The organism is Paenibacillus montaniterrae, from assembly GCF_018403185.1.
Lineage (GTDB): Bacteria > Bacillota > Bacilli > Paenibacillales > Paenibacillaceae > Pristimantibacillus > Pristimantibacillus montaniterrae.
On the sequence record NZ_BOSE01000001.1, the window covers coordinates 1,218,248 to 1,239,776 of the forward strand.

At 47.4% G+C, this 21,529-nt stretch carries 17 protein-coding genes; 5 read left to right on the forward strand and 12 right to left on the reverse strand.

What is annotated here, in order from left to right:
• Window positions 1-53: 53 nt before the first annotated feature.
• The 7 genes from KJS52_RS27970 to KJS52_RS05815 form a co-directional block, all read right to left on the reverse strand.
• Entirely contained in the window at window positions 54-1,205 is a 1,152-nt protein-coding gene (locus tag KJS52_RS27970) for a collagen-like domain-containing protein (protein ID WP_444980911.1), read from the reverse strand.
• Window positions 1,206-1,838: 633 nt separating this feature from the next.
• The gene (gene sufB, locus KJS52_RS05790) at window positions 1,839-3,236 is read right to left on the reverse strand and encodes a Fe-S cluster assembly protein SufB (protein ID WP_213513718.1); all 1,398 of its coding nucleotides are present in this window, start codon (window positions 3,234-3,236) and stop codon (window positions 1,839-1,841) included.
• Between the two features lie 48 nt (window positions 3,237-3,284).
• The gene (gene sufU, locus KJS52_RS05795; protein ID WP_213513719.1) at window positions 3,285-3,710 is read right to left on the reverse strand and encodes a Fe-S cluster assembly sulfur transfer protein SufU; all 426 of its coding nucleotides are present in this window, start codon (window positions 3,708-3,710) and stop codon (window positions 3,285-3,287) included.
• A complete protein-coding gene (locus tag KJS52_RS05800) occupies window positions 3,697-4,923 on the reverse strand; it encodes a cysteine desulfurase (protein WP_213513720.1) in 1,227 nt (408 codons plus the stop codon). Before KJS52_RS05800 ends, sufU begins: the two co-directional genes overlap by 14 nt.
• Window positions 4,920-6,227, reverse strand: coding sequence for a Fe-S cluster assembly protein SufD (gene sufD / locus KJS52_RS05805; protein ID WP_213513721.1), 1,308 nt, complete (start codon window positions 6,225-6,227; stop codon window positions 4,920-4,922). The genes KJS52_RS05800 and sufD overlap by 4 nt, the downstream gene beginning before the upstream one ends.
• Window positions 6,228-6,249: 22 nt before the next feature.
• Entirely contained in the window at window positions 6,250-7,029 is a 780-nt protein-coding gene (gene sufC / locus KJS52_RS05810; RefSeq protein WP_213513722.1) for a Fe-S cluster assembly ATPase SufC, read from the reverse strand.
• A gap of 113 nt (window positions 7,030-7,142) precedes the next feature.
• The gene (locus KJS52_RS05815; RefSeq protein ID WP_213513723.1) at window positions 7,143-7,742 is read right to left on the reverse strand and encodes a DUF1802 family protein; all 600 of its coding nucleotides are present in this window, start codon (window positions 7,740-7,742) and stop codon (window positions 7,143-7,145) included.
• A gap of 325 nt (window positions 7,743-8,067) precedes the next feature.
• Between KJS52_RS05815 and mtnK the strand changes: the two genes are divergently transcribed.
• A complete protein-coding gene (gene mtnK / locus KJS52_RS05820; protein WP_213513724.1) occupies window positions 8,068-9,270 on the forward strand; it encodes an S-methyl-5-thioribose kinase in 1,203 nt (400 codons plus the stop codon).
• A gap of 33 nt (window positions 9,271-9,303) precedes the next feature.
• Window positions 9,304-10,359, forward strand: a complete 1,056-nt coding sequence (gene mtnA / locus KJS52_RS05825; protein WP_213513725.1) for an S-methyl-5-thioribose-1-phosphate isomerase — start codon at window positions 9,304-9,306, stop codon at window positions 10,357-10,359.
• Between the two features lie 167 nt (window positions 10,360-10,526).
• Here mtnA and KJS52_RS05830 read toward each other — a convergent pair whose 3' ends face one another.
• Complete coding sequence (locus KJS52_RS05830) at window positions 10,527-10,832, reverse strand: YunC family protein (protein ID WP_213513726.1); 306 nt, start codon at window positions 10,830-10,832, stop codon at window positions 10,527-10,529.
• A gap of 222 nt (window positions 10,833-11,054) precedes the next feature.
• On the opposite strand from KJS52_RS05830, the gene KJS52_RS05835 reads away from it, so the two are divergent.
• Together KJS52_RS05835 and KJS52_RS05840 are read left to right on the forward strand one after the other, a co-directional pair.
• On the forward strand, window positions 11,055-11,801 hold the full coding sequence (locus KJS52_RS05835; RefSeq protein ID WP_213513727.1) for a YceI family protein: 747 nt from the start codon (window positions 11,055-11,057) through the stop codon (window positions 11,799-11,801).
• A 157-nt stretch (window positions 11,802-11,958) separates the two neighbouring features.
• Window positions 11,959-12,429 carry a hypothetical protein gene (locus tag KJS52_RS05840; protein WP_213513728.1) on the forward strand — a complete coding sequence of 157 codons (471 nt, stop codon included), beginning with the start codon at window positions 11,959-11,961 and terminating at the stop codon, window positions 12,427-12,429.
• A gap of 75 nt (window positions 12,430-12,504) precedes the next feature.
• Here KJS52_RS05840 and KJS52_RS05845 read toward each other — a convergent pair whose 3' ends face one another.
• Window positions 12,505-14,370, reverse strand: coding sequence for a putative bifunctional diguanylate cyclase/phosphodiesterase (locus KJS52_RS05845; RefSeq protein ID WP_213513729.1), 1,866 nt, complete (start codon window positions 14,368-14,370; stop codon window positions 12,505-12,507).
• A 115-nt stretch (window positions 14,371-14,485) separates the two neighbouring features.
• Complete coding sequence (locus tag KJS52_RS05850) at window positions 14,486-14,866, reverse strand: DUF423 domain-containing protein (protein ID WP_213513730.1); 381 nt, start codon at window positions 14,864-14,866, stop codon at window positions 14,486-14,488.
• A gap of 57 nt (window positions 14,867-14,923) precedes the next feature.
• Here KJS52_RS05850 and KJS52_RS05855 point away from each other — a divergent pair, with 57 nt between their 5' ends.
• Window positions 14,924-15,592, forward strand: coding sequence for a hypothetical protein (locus KJS52_RS05855; protein WP_213513731.1), 669 nt, complete (start codon window positions 14,924-14,926; stop codon window positions 15,590-15,592).
• Window positions 15,593-15,730: 138 nt separating this feature from the next.
• Here the strand turns inward: KJS52_RS05855 and KJS52_RS05860 are convergent, their stop codons facing one another.
• Window positions 15,731-18,871 (reverse strand): AAA family ATPase, encoded by a 3,141-nt coding sequence (locus KJS52_RS05860; RefSeq protein ID WP_213513732.1) that lies wholly within the window; start codon window positions 18,869-18,871, stop codon window positions 15,731-15,733.
• Window positions 18,872-20,032 (reverse strand): exonuclease SbcCD subunit D, encoded by a 1,161-nt coding sequence (locus KJS52_RS05865; RefSeq protein ID WP_213513733.1) that lies wholly within the window; start codon window positions 20,030-20,032, stop codon window positions 18,872-18,874.
• Window positions 20,033-21,529 lie beyond the last annotated feature (1,497 nt).

Consider the following 21,529-nt stretch of genomic DNA (forward strand, 5'->3'; position numbering starts at 1 on the left):
TTGCCGAGCCGAATAAAGCAATTGTAAAATAAACGCAAACCAATTTCGGATGATCAGGTAGGTAGCGGGATAGTAACTGGGCTTACAGACAAACGAATTTGACTTACAACTGCACTGCTAAGATTATATACTTCACCGCCAGGGGATATCCCGAAATACAACTGTAACCCTGAGGACTGAGTAAAGATAAATTGAGTGTTGAACATACAATCATTATAAGAATATTCGTTATCCACATTATATTGCGGGTAGTAATTATACTCAGAATTATGACCACTAGAATCGTATAATTGAATACGAGGGACCCAATAATAAAAATTTACAGCCTTAACTCTTATATAACAAAATATCACTGCTCTATACATTTGATATTCTGTTAGATCGCCGTCAAATGACTTATTAAATATTTGCTGCGGCGTATTCCAATCTTGACTCAAATCCAGAGCATAATCATTAAACGTATAGGTTTTGACAAGCCCAGCCGAACCGGTTGGTCCTATTTGTCCAGTTAGTCCCTTGGGGCCTGTCGGACCTGTTGGACCTGTTGCGCCTGTTCCCGGTCCAGTAGGACCTGTTGCGCCTGTTTCTCCTGCTCGTCCTGTCGGGCCCGTCGGGCCCTTTACGCCAAATCCAATTGGACCGGTTAAGCCACGTGAACCTGTTGGACCGGTAGGGCCCGTTGGACCGGTTGAGCCCGGGCCTGTTGGACCGGTAGGGCCTGGTGAACCCGATCGACCCGTTGGACCGGTATCACCCGTTATCCCTGGACCGGTAGGGCCCGGTAAACCCGATCGACCTGTTGGTCCTACTGCGCCTGATGGACCTGTATGCCCCGTTCCGGTCGGACCTGTTGGACCGGTCAGACCTGTTGGACCCGTTGGACCCGTTGGACCTGCTGAACCTGTTCCACCTATTCCCGCAGGACCGATAGCACCTGTTGGACCTGACATTCCAGTCGGGCCTGTCGGGCCTGAAGAACCTGTCGGGCCAGTACCGCCTGTCCCTCCCGGGCCGCTTGGACCTGTTGGCCCTGGCATTCCTGTCGGGCCAGGATCGCCGCTTCCTGTAGGTCCTGTCGGGCCGGTCGGACCAGTGAGACCATCTCTCCCATTAGGACCAAGAGGCCCTCTTTGTCCAGTTGGTCCCATCGGGCCGGTCGGTCCGCTCTCTTGAAGGTCCTGAAAACTTTGATTATCAATCGACATCATCATCATACTCCTTTGCATGAATTTGGCTCTCGGTATTTCATCAAGTACGACAAACGAATTGAATCGTACATGTTATGAATATGAGTTGTGAACAGATTTAGTGTGGGACAAAGCACCTCTGGGGTAAAAAATGTGCGTGTTCATTGACTGACTGTAAGTCCTTTCATAAAGTGCCATCTATACAACAAAAACACCCCAATTATTAGACAGATAAAATCTAGCAATTGGGGTGCAGTTCAAGTTATTAATATGAACGATATAGAATTGCGTGTGGATAAAACATCTTTTATCTGGGATTATAAGTAAATATTTAAAGATAGTTACATTCGCACAATCAACGTTTTAGATCCTACATATACTGAAGTGAGGAGGCAAGTGAGGAGGTGAAGAATATGAAAGTGGAGATCAGCGGTATTCGTCATCATCGTCGCCATCGTCGCCATAAAAGGCACTGTCGCCATCATAGAAGACACTTTATCTAATGGTGCTAGCTCCTCTGCAATAGAGGAGCTTTTTACATAATGCATTCAAATTAAAAAAGACGCATTCGCCCCTTCACCCAGTTACAAAAACTGAGTGAATCGTAGGCAAACACGTCTTTCCATTCTCAAGGCCTCGGGGATGTCGAAGTTACCCTATACTACCTTCCATCTCAAACTTGATCAAGCGATTCATCTCAACTGCATACTCCATTGGCAGCTCCTTCGTAAACGGCTCAATAAAGCCCATTACGATCATTTGCGTTGCTTCGTCCTCGGACAAGCCGCGGCTCATTAGATAGAACAGCTGATCCTCAGATACTTTAGAAACTGTCGCTTCATGCTCCAATACAATGTTGTCATTCAAAATTTCATTGTAAGGAATCGTATCAGAAGTAGACTGATTATCTAAAATCAATGTGTCGCATTTGATGTTTGATTTTGCACCATCAGAATTGCGTCCAAAGTGAGCCAGGCCGCGATAGGATACTTTACCGCCATGCTTGGAAATCGACTTGGATACGATCGTAGAGCTTGTGTCCGGTGCAAGATGCGTCATTTTTGCACCAGCATCCTGCAATTGGCCTTTGCCGGCAACTGCGATCGAAAGCACAGTTCCTTTTGCACCGCGGCCACGAAGTACAACAGCAGGATATTTCATCGTAAGCTTGGAGCCGATGTTGCCATCAATCCATTCCATTGACGCATTTTCATCAGCAACCGCACGCTTCGTAACAAGGTTGTAAATGTTAGGCGCCCAGTTTTGGATCGTTGTATAGCGCACGCGCGAATCCTTCAAGCAAATAATTTCTACAACTGCAGAGTGCAGCGAGTTTGTACTGTAAATCGGCGCTGTACAGCCTTCAACATAGTGTACAGAAGAGCCTTCATCCGCAATAATTAGCGTACGCTCAAACTGTCCCATATTTTCCGAGTTGATGCGGAAGTAAGCCTGCAGCGGAATTTCGCATTGTACGCCTTTTGGCACGTAAATGAAGCTGCCGCCAGACCATACTGCCGAGTTCAATGCTGCAAATTTATTATCGCTTGGAGGTACGATTGTACCGAAATACTCTTTGAAAATTTCCGGATGCTCACGAAGCGCAGTATCGGTGTCTGTAAAAATAACGCCTTGCTTTTCCAGATCCTCCTGCATGCTGTGGTAAACAACCTCGGATTCATACTGTGCAGAAACCCCGGCTAGAAACTTTTGCTCGGCTTCAGGAATACCGAGCTTGTCGAACGTTTCCTTAATTTCCTGCGGTACCTCTTCCCATGTTTTCCCTTGCTTTTCTGAAGGCTTGACATAATATTGAATATCATTAAAATCAAGCTCGCTCAGATCGCCGCCCCATGTTGGAGTTGGCATTTTATTAAATTGCTCGAGCGATTTCAAGCGGAATTCAAGCATCCACTCTGGCTCGTTTTTCATTGATGAAATGGTGCGTACAATTTCTTCCGTAAGCCCTTTACCCGATTGGAAGATCGCTTTGTGCTCATCGCGGAAGCCGTATTTGTACTCGCCTAAATCTGGCATAGATTTTGCCATGATCCGTCACACTCCTTTATTAGTATACATAACCTGCCAAGCTGCAGCTTAATTCGTTTGCGGCTCAATTCCTTTTTTCAACGCATTCCAGGCTAAGGTTGCACATTTGATGCGGGCTGGAAATTTGTTGACGCCTGACAACGCCTCAATATCCTCCAGCTCTTCAAACTCTACATCCTGCCCCTGCATCAGCGACGAAAAGCGTTCAGCCAAATCCAGCGCTTCCTCATAGCTGCGGCCTTTTACTGCCTCCGTCATCATCGAAGCGGAGCTCATGCTGATCGAGCAGCCCTCCCCCGTAAAACGGGCATCGGTAATAATCCCGTCCTCCAGCTGCAGCTGCAAGGAAATACGGTCGCCGCATGTAGGATTGTTCAATGCGATCGCAACCGACTCCTGCTCCAGCTCGCCGCGATTGCGCGGATTTTTATAATGGTCCATAATGACGCGACGATAAAGATCATTCAATTCCATAGCCGAAGAACTCCTTTGTTTGAATCAGTGCATCGGCTAATCGATCGATTTCATCCGTTGTATTGTATATATAAAAGCTTGCTCTTGCCGTAGCAGAAACATTGAGCCAGCGCATTAACGGCTGACAGCAATGATGTCCTGCACGAATCGCAATCCCTTTTGTATCTAATACGGTAGCAACATCATGTGGATGCACATCATCAATATTAAATGTAACTAGGCCTACCCGATTTTGCTCAGGACCGTAAATGGTTAAGCCATCAATATTGGAGAGCACGTCATAGGCATACTTCGTTAAATGCTTCTCATGCTGATCAATGGCGTCCATTCCGATTTGCTCGAGAAAATCAATAGCAGCTCCGAGACCAACAGCGCCGGCAATAATTGGCGTTCCGCCTTCAAAACGATAAGGAATGTCCTTCCAGGTGGATTCATACAATTCCACAAAGTCAATCATTTCCCCGCCGTACTCAATCGGCTCCATATTCTCCAGCAGGCTGCGGCGGCCATACAGCGCGCCAATGCCGGTAGGTCCGCACATTTTATGTCCGGAAAAGGCGTAGAAGTCTACATCCAAATCCTGCACATCAACCTTCATATGCGGCGTGCTTTGCGCGCCATCAACGACGATTACAGCACCCTTGCGATGAGCAAGCTCGGCAAGCTGCTTGATCGGATTGACACAGCCAAGCACATTGGACACATAGGTAACGGACACAATTTTCGTTCTGTCTGTTATTGTTGCTTCAGCATCCTCTAGCGTAATCGTTCCATCCGGCTGTAGCGGAATGAATTTCAGCGTTGCGCCAGTAGCCTTGGCCACCTGCTGCCATGGAATAAGGTTGCTGTGATGCTCCATTGGCGTAATGACAATCTCATCGCCTTCCTGGCATACAGCGCGCGCATAGCTGGACGCGACCAGATTAAGCGCCGTTGTTGTGCCGCGCGTAAAAACAATTTGTTCAGCGGACGGTGCATGGATGAATCTAGCGACCTTCTCACGAGCACCTTCATAGGCATCCGTTGCACGCGAGCCCAATGAATGAACGCCACGATGCACATTGGCGTGATCAAGCTCATAATAGTTTCTCACCGCATCAATGACGGAACGCGGCTTCTGAGAAGATGCCGCGCTGTCAAGATAAACAAGCGGATGCCCATTTATCTCTTGATGCAATATCGGAAATTGTTCCCGTATCGCATGTATATTCATCCCTGTAGCTTCCTTTCAAGAAGTCGGTTCAACTGCTGGCGAACAGCCTCGACAGGAACCTCAGACACGACAGGCGCCAAAAAGCCATGGATAATTAGACGCTCTGCGTCTGACTTCGAAATTCCGCGAGACATCAAGTAATAAACCTGCTCAGGATTTACTTGACCCACACTCGCAGCATGACCTGCAGTAACATCGTCTTCATCAATCAACAGGATCGGATTGGCATCACCGCGAGCCTTCGGACTAAGCATCAATACTTTTTCAGCTTGAACGCCGTTTGCTTTCGTTGCGCCATGCTCAATCTTCGTAATACCGTTAATAATCGCAGAAGCAGCTTCACGCATAACAGCGCGTGTAATCATGTTGCTGTCCGAGCTTTTTCCGAAGTGAACCGCCTGCGTAGTCAAGCTCATTTGCTGCTTGCGCTGGCCTACGCTGATTACTTTCGTATCTGATGTCGAGCCATTGCCTACAAGCACTGACTTCGTATCGGATACGGTATTGCCATCATTAAGATCGCCAATGATCCACTCAATGCGGCCGTCGTTTTCAACTACTGCGCGACGAAGCGACAGATCAACACCGCTTTCGGCCAATGAATGAACGGAGCCAAAGCGAACAACTGCGCCTGGCTTGACGAATACTTCAACAATTGCCGGATGCGTAAATTCCGCCTGTACAGCTTCTTTAACCGATACCGTAGAATCAACATACGTTACACGGCTATTGTCCTCTGCAATAATTAAAATATGCGGAGCAAACGTTGCCTCTGCCTTATCGTTGTACAAGATCGCTTGTAGCGGCAGCTCAACCTCAACATTTTTCGGCACGTATACGAAGACGCCGCCATTCCATAGCGCTGCGTTCAGCGCTGTCAGTTTATTTTCATCAAGCTTGATCGCCTGGAACAAATATTTTTGTACAAGCTCGCCATGCTCTTTCGCTGCTGTCTCAAGATCTGTGAAAATAACGCCTTTGCTAGCAAGCTCTTGAGAAAGCTGCGCCCAAGCGACGCCTGTATTTTTTTGCACGAGCAGGTTCTCTGTGCCTTCCGCAATAAGCTCCTGCACGGATTGCGGCAGCTCTTGAATCGAGCTAACCTTATCTGTTGCTTCGTATTGACCAACCGCCGTCAGGTTCCAGCGCTCAATTTTAACTTTTTCAGGCTTTGGCCACGGCAATGTCGCAGACAGCTCAGCGCCTTGTCCGCGAAGCGCTACAAGCCAGCTTGGCTCACCCTTGCCAACAGCAATTGCCTCCGCAGTTTGACGATCGGTCGGAGTCGTTAATTGTGTACTCATTTGCTAATGCCTCCTTATCCGATTAGGCCTGGCCAACCGTTTCATCAGTAATGCCAAGTTCTTCCTTAACCCAGTCATAGCCTTCTTTTTCCAGACGCTGTGCAAGCTCTGGACCGCCAGATTTTACGATGCGGCCTTGCATCATAACGTGAACGTAATCTGGTGTAATGTAGTCAAGCAAGCGTTGATAGTGCGTAATGATCAGGAAGCCGCGATCCTCGGCACGCATCGCATTAACCCCATTTGCTACGATGCGCAAAGCGTCGATATCAAGTCCTGAGTCGATTTCATCAAGAATAACCAATTTCGGCTCAAGCAGCATCATTTGCAAAATTTCATTACGTTTCTTCTCACCGCCAGAGAAGCCTTCGTTCAAGTAACGGTGTGCAAACTCAGGATTCATTTCCAGATCCTTCATTTTGCCTTCCATTTGACGAATGAATTTGATAAGCGAAATTTCATTGCCTTCGCCGCGACGAGCGTTAATTGCAGAACGCAGGAAGTCAGAGTTCGTTACGCCAGGAATTTCTGAAGGGTATTGCATGGCCAGAAACATCCCTGCACGAGCGCGCTCGTCAACCTCCATTTCTAAAATATCCTCTCCATCAAGCGATACGCTGCCTTCTGTCACTTCATATTTTGGATGGCCCATCAAAGCCGATGCCAGCGTAGATTTACCGGTACCGTTCGGACCCATAATAGCGTGAATTTCTCCGCCTTTAATTTCAAGATTAATTCCTTTAAGAATTTCTTTTCCCTCGATCTCTGCCTTAAGACCATCGATGACAAATTTCGTCGACATAATATACGATCCCTCCACGGTTATTTACATCTTTTGTATGTTGATTCTCAATGATTCTCAATAATTATTATAATTTAATTTTAGTTATAAATCAATCTTTGTGTGGGCAGTTTTCAGTTCGACGCTGTGCGCAGGCTCGCTTTCAGCTGCTCGTATTTTTCAGCAAACTGCTCATCGCTCAGCACAGGCGTCAGCTTGCGCTCTGGAAGCGAGTTGTCGATCGTTACCCACGATTTGCAGCCGCGATATACATCCTGCATTTCGGTAACAAGCGGCTCGTCCAATTTGTAAACGCGCAGCACTAATAGATGAAGAGGCTGTGTCTTCTTCCATTTCAATCGCTCCTCGGCAAATTGGTCCGTCCAAATGTGAAGCTCACGTATCGCATGCAGCGTCTCGGCATCACAAATTAATATATCCTCTACAACATCTGCATATCCTTCCAGCTTCATATGCTGCTGCTCCGGCGACCAGTCCTTCATCATGGAAGCAATTCTTCCCTGGTACGGCTGCTTCAGCAAATGCTCCTTTTGATGCTCGTAAGCAGGCATAAGATAGAAACGGGGCGATTGCAGCGAAAAATGCTTCGTTTCCTCGACAATCCCGCCTTTTCGCATCACAAATATAAGCTCTCCTTTTAAAAGGGAATCAATCGTCACCGCCCATTCTTTAAATGCAACGGGTTCAGCCTGCGCCTTTATTTGCAGCTCCATATATGCAACTCCTCCTATCCACTTTGTTAGGGCGTGTCTGAAAACCCACTCAGAGGCCACTTTCACCGCCTTTTCGCCCCCTGCTTCGTTCCGTTTGCTTGACGTACGCCCGGTACGCCTTCACAAACGCGCCTTACATGGAACGAAAATTCGGCAAAATTGGCTGTCCTCGGAGTTCTCAGACATGCCCTAGGTTGATCTTATAGCATATCATAATTCCGATAAAATTTCATGGAATTGCGAAATTATTATTCCATGCCGTATCATTATCCATTATACTATAAGTTATGGTGTATGAACGATATTGATTATGGAGGTGGGCGATATGTCAACATATCATCCGTTAACAGAGCAAGAAGCGATCGACATTGCTCGCAGTATTGAAGCGTTTTTCCCTGCTGACGCCTCTTTAAGCTGTAAAGAAATCGGTGACGGGAATCTAAATCTCGTTTTTCATATTAAAGATTCTGTAAGCGGCAAAAGCTTAATTCTGAAACAGGCTTTGCCCTATGCCAAGGTTGTAGGCGAATCGTGGCCGCTTACGCTGGATCGCGCGCGTATTGAAAGCGAAAAGCTTATATTGGAAGGCAAGCTTGCGCCTGGCTTAGTGCCGCAGGTGTACAAATACGACCCGGAGCTGGCGCTTACCGTTATGGAGGATTTGAGCGACCATGTCATTATGCGCAGAGGGCTGATCGAAGGCAATATATATCCGCTGTTTGCAGATCATATTTCAACCTTTATCGCCAACACGCTGTTCTTTACGTCTGACCTCGGCATGAATCAGCAGCAGAAGAAGCTGCAGGTGAAAAGCTTCATTAATCCGGAGCTGTGCAAAATTACCGAGGATTTGATTTTCGATGATCCTTACACGCTTTCGGACAACAACAATTATGAAGCGGCAATTGAAGATGCAGCGGCCGCGCTGCGCAGCAACGATGAGCTTCATCTTGAGGTTGCGATTTTGCGCGAGAAGTTTTTGACGAATGCTCAAGCATTGCTGCATGGCGATCTTCATACAGGCAGCATTTTTATTACGAAGCAATCAACCAAGGTCATTGATCCGGAGTTTGCTTTCTATGGACCGATTGGCTTTGATATCGGGGCAGTATATGCCAATTTGCTAATGAACTATGTAGCGCAGGCGCATTGGAGCAAGGATGAGGCAGCTCGCGAAGCTCATCGCAGCTATTTGCTTGAGATGGTCGTTTCGATTTGGAACCAGTTCCATGACAAATTTCTGGCGCTATGGGAAGCTCACGGCGTTGATCGCTTGGCTAATGAAGCAAAGGGCTACAAGCAATATTATATGAAGCGAATTTTGCAGGATGCTGCTGGATATACTGGAGCCAAAATGATCCGCCGCATCGTTGGTCTTTCCCATGTTATCGACATCGACCGCATTGATGACGATGCAGTGCGCAACAGCTGCCAACGTCAGGTATTGAATATCGGAACGCAATTAATTATCCGCAACCGTTCGCTTCAATCAATCGAGGAGCTTGTGGATATTGTAAAAAGCAACTAGAAGTACAATCAAGAGTAGAGAGGAATTATCGATATGAGTGAAGCTTATGTAGGGTTGGAATCGGTCAAATGGAATAATGGACAAGTTGATCTGTTGGACCAGCGGCTGCTTCCGGAAGAAGTCGTTTATTTGCCGCTCACCACGCAAAAGGATGTATGGGAAGCGATTCGTCACTTAAAGGTGCGCGGCGCACCTGCTATTGGCATAGCCGCAGCGTATGGTGTTGTAATCGCCAGCCAACAGGCTGCAACAACTGAGGAATGGCTGGATGCAGTGCAGCAATCCGCACAGTATTTGGCTACCTCTCGTCCTACGGCAGTCAATTTGTTCTGGGCACTCGACCGCATGAAAGCTGCTGCAGATCAGTTTATTGCACAAGGCTTTTCACTGGCTGATTGCAAAAAAGCACTTGAGCAGGAAGCTATTGCGATTCAGCAGCAGGACGAGCAAACGAACCGTGCAATTGGCGAGTATGCCCTGTCCCTTTTCAAGGAAGATATGGGCGTGCTGACGCATTGCAATGCAGGTGGACTCGCTACAGCGAAATACGGTACGGCGCTCGCTCCTTTTTATATTGCCAAGGAGCGCGGCATCAATTTGCGTGTATATGCTGATGAAACTCGCCCGGTGCTGCAAGGTGCCCGCTTAACGGCGTTTGAGCTGCAGCAGGCTGGTGTCGATGTAACGCTAATTTGCGACAATATGGCTGGCATGGTCATGTCCAAGGGCTGGGTTGATGCTGTTATCGTTGGAACTGACCGCGTTGCGGCCAATGGCGATGTGGCCAATAAAATAGGTACGTACAGCGTGGCTGTTTTGGCAAAGGCGCATGGCATCCCATTCTATGTTGCTTGCCCGCTTTCCACAATCGACTTGAATACGCCAACTGGCGCTGAAATTCCGATTGAGGAGCGCCCCGATGAGGAAATTACAGAAGGCTTTGGCAAGCGTACAGCGCCAAAGGGCGTTAAAGTATACAACCCTGCCTTCGATGTGACCCCAAATGAATATGTAACAGGCATCATTACAGAAAAAGGCATTGTAACTGCCCCTTATGAGGAAAATCTTCGCAAGCTGTTCGAGCAATAAGAACAATTGAGATGGTTTCAACATATATATATTTTGAAATAAAAAAACTACTGTAAAAGGCTTGCTGTGTAGTCCGGCCAAAAGCCGAATTTATGCAGCAAGCCCTTTTTCTATGCATTCGTTTATCACCCAACACCATCCAACGTTTTCTGCTTCAGGCTCGCGCTTTATAGCATAAGCTCCAGCGCATCATAGCCTTTCATCCCTATAGTTATCCCTATTTTTTCTGCTTCATAGGTAATCGACTCCAATGGAGCATTCAGCAGCTCATCCAGCGTGCGAACACCTACTGCGCGTCCGGCAATAATTTGCCGATCCTTCAAGCGCTCATTAAGCAGCCCTACATCCAATGCGCCACACATAATGTATCCGCGGTCAGTGGAAATAGACAGCAATGTCGTTTTAGGCAGAAAAACCTCTGCTCCAATTACCGTCGCTCCGTTTTTAAGCCGTATAGGAACCATATTCATCATTAGTTATCACCTCAACTCGCTTGTATAGTACACGATATGCGAAGAGGAAATATTTGCCTCCATATATGCCCGTAGGCTTAAATATTCACGAAAGTTAATAAATTCTCATTTAGATAAACGCCTAATTTTAATGTGCTTTTAAGATTAACATTTTATAGTTACCAACATAACCATAGAAAATAAATTGTAGGGCACGCCCTAATTGGATTAGGAGGACATCTAATGAATAAAAAAGTGGTTGTATCGTTGTTGGCTGCTGTCATTATCGCGGCTGGCGGCATGTATTGGCTATTTGATCGACTAACCGGCAATAATGTTGAAATCGAAAGTGTGCTTTCAACGCCTTCATCCGGGCTGGAAAGCGAAACGGAGCAATCTGAAGGCAGCAGCAGCGGCGAGATTGAGTCAACTCCTAATGAAGAGACAGCTCCAACTGAAGCAGCAGCAGCGAGCCTTGATGGGCAATGGACGATCGAGGATAGCTCCAAGGTTTACTTTTCAGTGACAACCTCAAGAGAAACGGTCAATTACGAGCTAAGCGAGGTGACTGGCAGCTGGACTATTGATACATCAGAGCCATCCAACACAGCCGCACAAGCAGCTGTAGCGATGACTAGCATGAGCTCCGGAAACAGCCAGCGCGACAACCATATAGCAAGCGCCGATTATTTGGATGTTGCACAATACCCGGAAGCAACATTTGAGCTGCTGTCATTTGACGGACTATCTGAGCAATGGACAGCCGGGGAAATTGTAGACATATCGTTTACAGGCAATATGACCGTAAAAGGCATTACGAAAGAGGTTCAGTTTACCGGACAAGCCCAATACGATGGAGAAAGCTTGAAAATCGAGGCCGCAACTGTCGTAACCTTTGCAGATTTCGGCATGGAAAATCCTCATAATGTCGTAATGGATACAGAAAATAATTTGGATGTTCAACTACAGCTTATCCTGCAAAAAGCGTAATATATAAGCCTTTAGGACCAAAGCTTAAAAATGTAAACAATAGGTCTACAGAAATGGTTTCATTCATGATATAGTAGGAATATCTTAATTGGTAATCTTAATCATACGAGGGGAATTTAAGATAATGAGCAGCAGCAAAACATCTTACGTATATCATGTGGAACTATTAATTGAGGATGAGCATCACGCAGCTGCGCTAATGCAGCTAATGAACAAGCTTAATAGTGCTGAATTTGTCGATTATAAAATCATTTCAGGCATTCAGCTAGGCAATGAGATTGATTCGAGAAAAGCTAATGCTGCTTCTGCAACTTCTGTATCTGTAAAAAGAAATCAAGTGCAGGAAGAGCAGCGCGATACGATAATGTCAGCCGCACCATCTGTTGAAGCCGCTGTCAAACCTGAAGAAACCAGTCTTTCGCTTGGTCTGGAGGCCTTCCGCCAATGCAAGGCGCAAAACAAGCTGATTCGGCTTATTGTCAATCGCGGACTGGGCATTAAAGTGAGCATCCCTTGTCGTGTTATCAACATTGATGATCAGGAAATGATCATTACAGTCTATCATGTGGATGAAAAGCAAGTATATACGTTCAGACTAACTGAGATAGAAGACTTTACCGAAGCATAACGGCTTTATATGTGTAATAAAACAAAAGGCTGATCGCTGCATGCAGGATGCGGTGATCAGCCTTCTTATATGGGATTAAGCAGAGCATAATAGCTTTTGAAAAAAGGAGCTCGGTACGGGTGGACTTTTAAGGTAGCCCTGGATTTCATCACATTGAAGCGTGCGAAGAAATTCAAGCTGCTCATCTGTTTCAACGCCCTCCGCGATAACCTGTAAATTCAGCTTATGCGCCATCGCAATAATCGCTGAAACAATTTCAGCATGACTCTTTTCATGCAAGATGTCAGTTACAAATGAACGGTCAATCTTTAAGCGATTAATCGGCAGCGCCTTCAAATAATGAAAGGAGCTGTAGCCGGTGCCGAAATCGTCCACGCTTATGCCTACGCCCATCTCGCTAATTTCAATGAGCTTTTGATTCATCTCATTAATATCAATACTCATCGATTCTGTAATTTCAATATCGAGATATTGTGGAGGCAGACCCGTTTCCTCTAAAATTTTTGAAATTTGCAAAGACATATCATTGCGGATAAATTGACGAATCGATAAATTTACGGCAACGGGAACGATTGGCAAGCCTTCATCCAGCCACTCTTTATTTTGCCGGCAAGCCTCGCGAATAACCCATTCGCCTATCGGCACAATTAAGCCGCTTTCCTCGGCGATCGGAATAAAATGGATCGGTGAAAGCATGCCTTTCGTTGGATGATTCCAGCGAATGAGCGCCTCAACCCCAACAATTTGTCCTTCTAACAGATCATATTGCGGCTGATAATACAGCTCAAACTCATGCTTTTGAATCGCTCTGTGGATTTCATGCTGAAGCTTCAGCCGTTCATAGGAGGAGTTGTTCCATTCCTCGGAATAAATTAAAATGTTGTCGCCAGCTGTTTCCTTCACTTTAACCAATGCCATATCGGCTTTTTTGAACAAGGAATAGCCATCGTCCGCCGGATCAATGTTAACCGCGATCCCCATGCTGGCACTGACATGTACCGGCACGCCCTTTAAATCATACGGCTCTCCAATAACCTCTAATATATGCTGAGCCCGCTCCAGCAGCTGATCGATATGATCAATATGATTCAGCAGCAGAGCAAAGGAATCTCCTTCCATTCTCGCAACAAAATCATGCTCGGACAGCAAGCGGTTCAAGCGGTCGGCCATTTGCAGCAGCATCAGGTCCGCATATTCCCGGCCGAATGAAGCATTAATCAACTTAAAGTTATCAAGATCTATGTAGCATACGCCCAGCATAAAATGATCTTCCTTGGCCCGCAGCAGCCATTCATCGAATCGAATTTGAAATAAGGTTCGATTGGGCAAGCCCGTCATATCATCATAATAGGCCATATACCGTATTCGTTCTATGTTGCGTTTATGATCGCTTAAATCATGGCTGATGATCAATCCACCGATTACACTGCCGTTTTGAATGACCGGCTCACAGCTTATTTGCAGCTCTAACGGAAATGAGGAGCGATGCAGCACATGAATATTAAGCGATGTAATCTTGCCTTCCTTCACCTGCTCCAATGCGGTTCCTAGCGCTTCCTGGCTCGATTGCTCAATAATGTCCATAATCGGCAGACCGATTAAGTCATTGCGATGCTCATAGCCGAGCATATTGGCTGTCGTGTGATTCAGCTCGATAATTTTGCCATGATGATTAATAAGTGTAAGCGCTACTGCGTTGGATTCAAACAAAGTGTCTACGATTGATTCATGAAAATTGGTAGCTTGTGCAATTCGATTTGCGCGAAATAACAAAATGACTGCTGTTGCAAGTAGAACCGAACCAACCGTGCCCAGGATAATGCGGTATGTAAAGGTGCTGACTACAAATAACGCAATAAATATCCAGGCAAGGGATACGATAATGAGATAACCTGCAATCGTCGAAGGTTCTAACCCTTTATACTGTTTTCGCTTGAACAAACTTAATCCCTCGATTCATCTTGCCAATGATTAATATCGCAAATGTAACAAGAAAAATCTGTAATGTTACACCACAATTATAATCGAAATATGTCTTTTGTCATAGAAAAAAATACTAGTTGTCTTTAAATTTTAATAATCCTGTAACAACGAAAATCCAGCCGGCAATCATAAGCACGCCTCCAATAGGCGTAATTGCTCCCAGCATTGTAATGCCTGTCAGTGCCATCACGTAAAGACTGCCGCTAAAAATGCAGGTGCCGATCGTAATAAGCAGCGCCCCTAGCGATAGCTGCTTGCTGCCGGCAATGACCTTTGAAGCAAGTGCGATAAGCATAATGCCCAAGGCGCTGTACATATGGTAACGCACGCCCGTTTCAAAGTTTGCCAGCATCCGCTCCTCTACCATATCCTTGAGACCGTGAGCGCCAAACGCACCAAATGCGATCGCCAGCGCCGCGCCAATCGCACCAATGATAAAGTATCGTCTAAACATAGTCATCATTCCTTTATTTGTAGTATAATGAAATAAAAATTAGCTGAAGGAGTCAATATGGAACATTCAAATTCATCAAACTCAAATCCACCTAAAAATCAACATACATCACAGGAGCAGCAGAACGGCACTGCCTCAACTGCTCCACAGGCCAGCAAGTCTATAAAAGCGAAAGGACGATTCTCACCAAAAAATACTGTGCCTAATACGACTGGGCAACCGTATGAGCAGCCAGGCTATGCCCAGCCTCAGGCAGGGCCGTACGGTCCGCCGCCATTCGCCGAGCAGCAGCCGCCGTATTACGGTGCGCCTCCAGTTGGCGAGCCAAGCGGCAAGCTAAAGCATGGCGGACTTGGCATTGCCAGCTTTATTTTAGCGATCATTAGCATTTTGGCGATCGTAATCGGCTTTGTAGTCATTTTCTCCAGCATTTTGAATATGAGCCAAGAAGATATTTTGATGCTGCAGGATCCGGCATACATTGAAAGCATGATTATATCTGCTGAATCAATGCCACCGTTTATCGTATCAGTCGTAGTCGGCGGCTTGCTTATGATCGCTTCTGCTTTAATTTCCTTTATCGGTTTTTTGCTTGGCTGTATCAGCTTGTTCATCAAGCAGCGGAGAAAAGTGTTCGGCATTATCGGCACTGTTTTAAACGGGTTGCTTTGCTTTGGCGGCTTAATCTTTTTCTTGCTTTCGTTCGTCAGCACATTTACCGTTTAATTTGCCAAGGGTGCTCAGGCACGCTAGGACGTGTCTGCAAACCCGCTCTTACACGTCCTAGTGAAGACAGGTTTCTATACTGCAGCAGCAGCATAGAGCCTGTCTTTCTTTATATGCGTTTGCCGAGCTTTCACGATTTTATTTAATAACAAATGAAGTATAGGAATACCCATCTCTTGATTTGTTTACCTCCAGGCATGCCGGCAATGCCGCTTTCAGCTCCTGCACATGAGAGATGACCCCGATCATCCGCCCTGCTCGCTGCAACTCGGCGAGCGCCTGAATGGATTTTTGCAATGATTCCTCATCCAAGGAGCCGAAGCCTTCATCAATGAACATCATCTCTATGGAGACTCCCCCTTGATGGGCTTGTATAACATCAGCCATGCCTAGTGCAAGGCAAAGCGCAGCGTTGAATTTCTCGCCGCCTGACAATGTTTTAACATCGCGGTTTTGCCCCGTATAAGCATCGTATACATCAAGCCCGAGGCCGCTTTGCTTGCCATACGTTTCCAGACGATCACTTCTTCTAAGCTCGAATTGACCATTGGACAGCTTGCTCAATCTCAGGTTCGCCATCGTTAAAATTTGCTCTAAATAATCGATTAGTATATAGCGTTCGAAGCTGAGCTTTAATGGATTGTCGCCTTTCATCGTGGAAAATAGATCGGCAAGCAGCGACAGCTTCGCTTCGAGCTGCTGAAGCTGATTGCTTGTCCCTTTGATCCGCTCCATAAAACGAACGATTTCAGCCGCAAAATGCTTCTGCTGCGTCTCCTCTGCTATAAGCGCTTCAAAGCGCGATTGCCAGGACGCAAGCTCTGCCTGCAGCGGCTCCAGCTCGATATAGCTTCTATCTGCTACAGCCTGCTCGAGCAGCTCCAGCTCATTGGCCAAGCGAACAATCCTTTCTTTATGCTGCTCGATAGTCGCTCGATAGCTTTGCAATTGCTCGGCTGTAAGCTTGGCTGCAATATAATCGTTCTCTTGCTCGAAGCCAGCCTCCGCCAGCTGCTGCTGATAGCTTGTCTTGCTTTCCTCCAGCTCAAGCTGCAAGCGCGCAGTCTGCTGCTGCTGACTCTCAAGCTGCGTCTTAACAGTTGTGTGCTGATTGGCAACCTGTTGAAAATGATCTCCGGCTGCCTTCCAGCTTTCGTTAAGCTGATTAAACTCGGCTCGTGACTGCTGCAGCTTGGCGCTCAATTGCTCCTCCTGCTGCAGCGCCTGCGGTATGCGCTCAGTCAGCTGCTCGATCGTTGAGCTGATCGTTGCATGGCGGATCAGCAGCTGCTGCTGATCATTTAACTGCTGCTTATGCTGCTGCTCCAGCTGCTCAACCTGCTGCTCAAGCCGCTGCTGCTCCTCCTTATGCTGCTTTGATTGCTCAACCTCCGCCTGCAGCTGCTGTTCCTGCTCCTTAACCTGCTTCCATTGCTCGCGCAATCGCTGCTGCGCATACTCCAGCTTGGCGCGAAGCTGATCCGTCTGTTCATATGGTTCAAAAGCTATTGCAGCCCCTGAAGCATCTGTTATTTGCTCCTGCTGCTGCAGTTGAGCTGCGATCATATTCAGCTTGGCGCTTTGCTGCGCATGGATGCGCTGCTGCTCCTGCAGCTGCTTCAAGTGCTCCGCCTTGGCCTGCTCAAGCTGCTCCTTGCTAGGCATATGCTCCATGCGCACCGCCTTATGCGGGTGCTGCTGGCTGCCGCATACCGGACATGGCTGACCGTCATGCAAATGCATGGCAAGCTCTCCTGCTTGTCCCCCCAGCCAAAGCTGCTCCAGCTCTTGCAGCGCGCTGTATGCCTGCTGGCGGGACAGCTCCGCGCCTTCCTCTTGCTTGGCCAGCTCTTGCAGCTCTGCTGCTTCCTTGACCAGTTGGCTAATCGCCGTTCCTTGCTTTTGAATTTGCTTCAGCTGTGCCTGCAGCTCGGCATATTGAATCGCCTTATGCTCACTATTTTGCAAAAGCTGCTGCAGCTCCTGTCTGCGTACCCGCACGGCTTGAAGGGCTGCTTCACTCGCTTCCAGCTTTCGCTTTAATTGCTGCTGCTGTTGATCCGCTTCAGCGAGCCGCAGCAGCTGCTGCTGCAATTGCTTGACCAGCGGCGCCAAGCCCTCCAGCTCATGCAGCTCTACCTGCAATGCCGCTCGCCGCGGCTCCAGTGCCTGCTGCTGCTCCCATTGCTGCTGAGCCTGAGCAAGCTCGGCGGATAAATGCTGATGGCGCTGGCTTAATGCTTCCAATGCTTGCAGCGCTTCACGCATTTGCTGCTGCGCTCTCGTGCAGCGCTGCTCATACGGCTCCACAAAGCGCGCTTTTTCCCCTTTAACCAGCGCTTGCTGCAGCAGCTCGATTTCATCAGCACGCTCCTGCAGCTGACCATACTCCGCTTGCTTGGCCGTCAGCTCGGCCAGCTTTCGATTATGCTGCTCCGCATCCTGTACCGCCTTGCGGGCAAGCGACAGCTGCTCGGCCAGCTCGATTTTCACTTGCTCCAACTGCTGCTGTTGCTGTTCATAGTGCTCCAGCTCAGCTTCAAGCGCTTGAGACACCTGATAGCTGTTTTGCTGCTCCTGCTCGTACACCTGAGCAAGCTCGCTTCCTTCTCTTAGCGGAAGCTGCTCGGCTATTTGATGCAGCAGCAGCGTTTGCGCCTGCTGTCCACTGCGAAGCTGCTCCTGCACCTGCTTCGTTTGCTGCCCGACCAATTGCTCCAGTTGCTCGAAAATTTCCGTACGAAAAATTTTACGCAAAATTTCTTCCTTGTTGTCTGTGCTTGATGTAAGCAGCTTGCGAAATTCGCCCTGCGGCAGCATAACAATTTGACTGAACTGATCTCTCGTCAGCCCAATAATTTCTGCCAGCCGCTGATCGACATCGCGAATGACAAAGCGATCTACGGCCGGGACCTCGCCTCGCTCCGTCAGCTCGAAAAGCTCGATTTTTTCTCCGGTTTCACTTTTATTGCCGCTTTTGCGATGCTTCATTTGCCGAAATACGCGAAATTGCTTGTCGCGGACAGCGAATATAAGCTCGACTGAGGTGTGGGTCGCTTCATCAGCAAAATGACTGCGCAGCATGCGTGTCTCAGCACGATCCTCGCCGCTGGCTGCGCCATAGAGCGCGAAGCAGATCGCATCGAAAATCGTTGTTTTGCCCGCACCGGTATTGCCTGAGATGACAAACAATCGGTGATCGCCTAATTTGCGAAAATCGATCGTCTCCTGATCACGGTAAGGGCCAAATGCCGTTAATGTAAGCTGTATCGGTCTCATCTATTCTCCACTCTCCTTTAAGAGCAGCTCATAGGCTTCGGCAAACAGCTTTTCTTTGTCGCTGGAAAGCTCGGCTCCTCTAACCTCCTGATAGAAAGCGCGAAACAGCTCCAATGGCTTCAGCTCCTGCTTTATGATTGCTGCAGCTGGCTGCTCCGCTTCCTCGCCGGCGGTTTTGCTTTGTCCTGCTATTCGTTCAACATGCATCGCATTCGGGTATACCGCCCGTATTTTTTCCATTGGAAACAGCACTGGATTTTCGTCTGTCAGCGTAACATATACATAATCTTCATTTCTCGGATAACGCTCAATATCAGCGATAGTTCCGACCACGCGGCGCATATCCCGTCTCGCAGTCAAATCAGTCTTGCGGACTTCAACGCCGTCCGAGCCAACCTCAACAACGAGATAGCCCTTATGATGCTTCTCCTCAGAGATTGAATATTTCAACGGCGAGCCTGCATATCGTACATGCTCAATGCCAACATGATGCGCCTGATGCAAATGGCCAAGTGCGACATAATCAAACGCCTTCAGCAGCTCGGCGCTTACATATTCGGCGCCGCCAATCGATAATGGGCGTTCCGAATCACTCGTATTCTGCTCCGCCTCGCCATACGGTGTAACAAAGGCATGGGCAATCAGCACATGTCGCGCGCTTGCGTCCCAATTTTCTACAATATGCGCCACAATCGCCTCCATCGCATCCTGGTGAGAGCGAATATGCTCCTGACCCAGAACATGACGCACAATAGAAGGATCCGCATATGGAATCAAATAAAAATGCACCTCTCCAGCATCATCATGAAGCACGATAGGCTCAATCGGGTAGCGCAGCTGACCGCATAAATACAACCCATTGCGCTCCATCAGCTTTACTGCGAAATCAATGCGGTCCGGACTGTCGTGGTTGCCTGCAATCGCCAGCACAGGAACATGCAGCTCCAGCACCAGGCGCTCTAGTATATCATTAAGCAATTCTACTGCTTCTGTCGGCGGTATCGCACGATCGTATAAATCGCCGGCTATAATAACTGCATCAGGCTGCTCCTGCTTGACATCCTCGATAAACTGCTCAAGCACATAAGCTTGGTCCTCCGTCATATAAACGCCCTGGACAAGCTTGCCCAGATGCCAGTCTGCTGTATGAAATAGCTTCACTTCCTTCATCCTTTCATACATTTCGTTTCTTCTTATAGTTTACCATCCTCGGGCTCACTGTTCTAGCGCTCCGGAGTAAAGCATCCTTCAGTCAGCGCTGCGGAGCAATGCATCCTTCAGTCGCTTTTTAAATCGTAATGCTTTTATTTGAATTTTTTAGGGTTGCATTACGATGTTAAAGGCGACACTCTGCGTTTTTCAGCGCTCCGGAGCAAAGCTTCCTACAGTCGCTTTTTAAATCGTAATGCTTTTATTTGAATTTTTATGGTTGCATTACGATGTTAAAGGCGACCCTCTGCGTTTTTCAGCGCTCCGGAGCAAAGCTTCCTCCAGTCGCTTTTTAAATCGTAATGCTTTTATTTGAATTTTTTAGGGTTGCATTACGATGTTAAAGGCGACACTCTGCGTTTTTCGGATGCTTTGCTCCTCCGCTGTAGCTTTTTTCTGTGGAGTGCGCTATGAAGCGTGCGTAGCGGCATCAGCGCTACGGAGCTAAGCATCCTTCAGTCGCTTTTTAAATCGTAATGCATTATTTGAATTTTTTATGGTTGCATTACGATGTTAAAGGCGACTCACTGCGTTTTTCGGATGCTTTGCTCCTCCGCTGTAGCTTTCTTTGAGTGCAGAACCAAGAAGCTTGGACGTTAGTAGAAAGCAAGGAGCACAGCGTAGGCAATAAGCTACGTGAGCACCTCAAATGTTTTCGCAGAAAACATACTTCGTAAGCATTGGCCTTTCGCTATCGTTCAAGATTCGCCGTCGAATCCACTACAACGCAACACATCGTCATCAAAGCCCAGCTTTTTGAACATCCTCTTTCAATGAAAGTTCAAAAAGCTGGGCTTTCAGGACCAAGAAGCTTGGACGATAGTAGAAAATGAGGAGCGCAGCGTAGGCAAAATGCTACGTGAGCACCGGAATTTTCGCTAGCGTTCAAGATTCGACGTCGAGTAATCCCCAACGCAATCGCATCGTCATCAAAGTCCAGCTTTTTGAACATCCTCTTCCAATCGAAGTTCAAAAAGCTGGGCTTTCAGGACCAAGAAGATGGCACGATACTAGAAAGCGAGGAGCGCAGCGTAGGCCAAAAGCTACGTGAGCACCGCAACTTTCGGTAGCGTGACATATTCGCCGTCGAATCCGCTACAAAGCAACGAATCGTCATCAAAGTCCAGCTTTTTGAACATCCTCTTCCAATCGAAGTTCAAAAAGCTGTGCTTTCAGGACCAAGAAGCTTGGACGATAGTAGAAAATGAGGAGCGCAGCGTAGGCAAAATGCTACGTGAGCACCGGAATTTTCGCTAGCGTTCAAGATTCGACGTCGAGTAATCCCCAACGCAATTGCATCGTCATCAAAGTCCAGCTTTTTGAACCTCCTCTATAGATGTCATTTTAGTTCCGTGTTATGATTGCCTTGTATGTACGCGCGATCACAGTTGGTGGCGCAATAAGCGCTCTAGCGCTTGGCATACTTTAGCGAAAGGAGACTAAGTAACG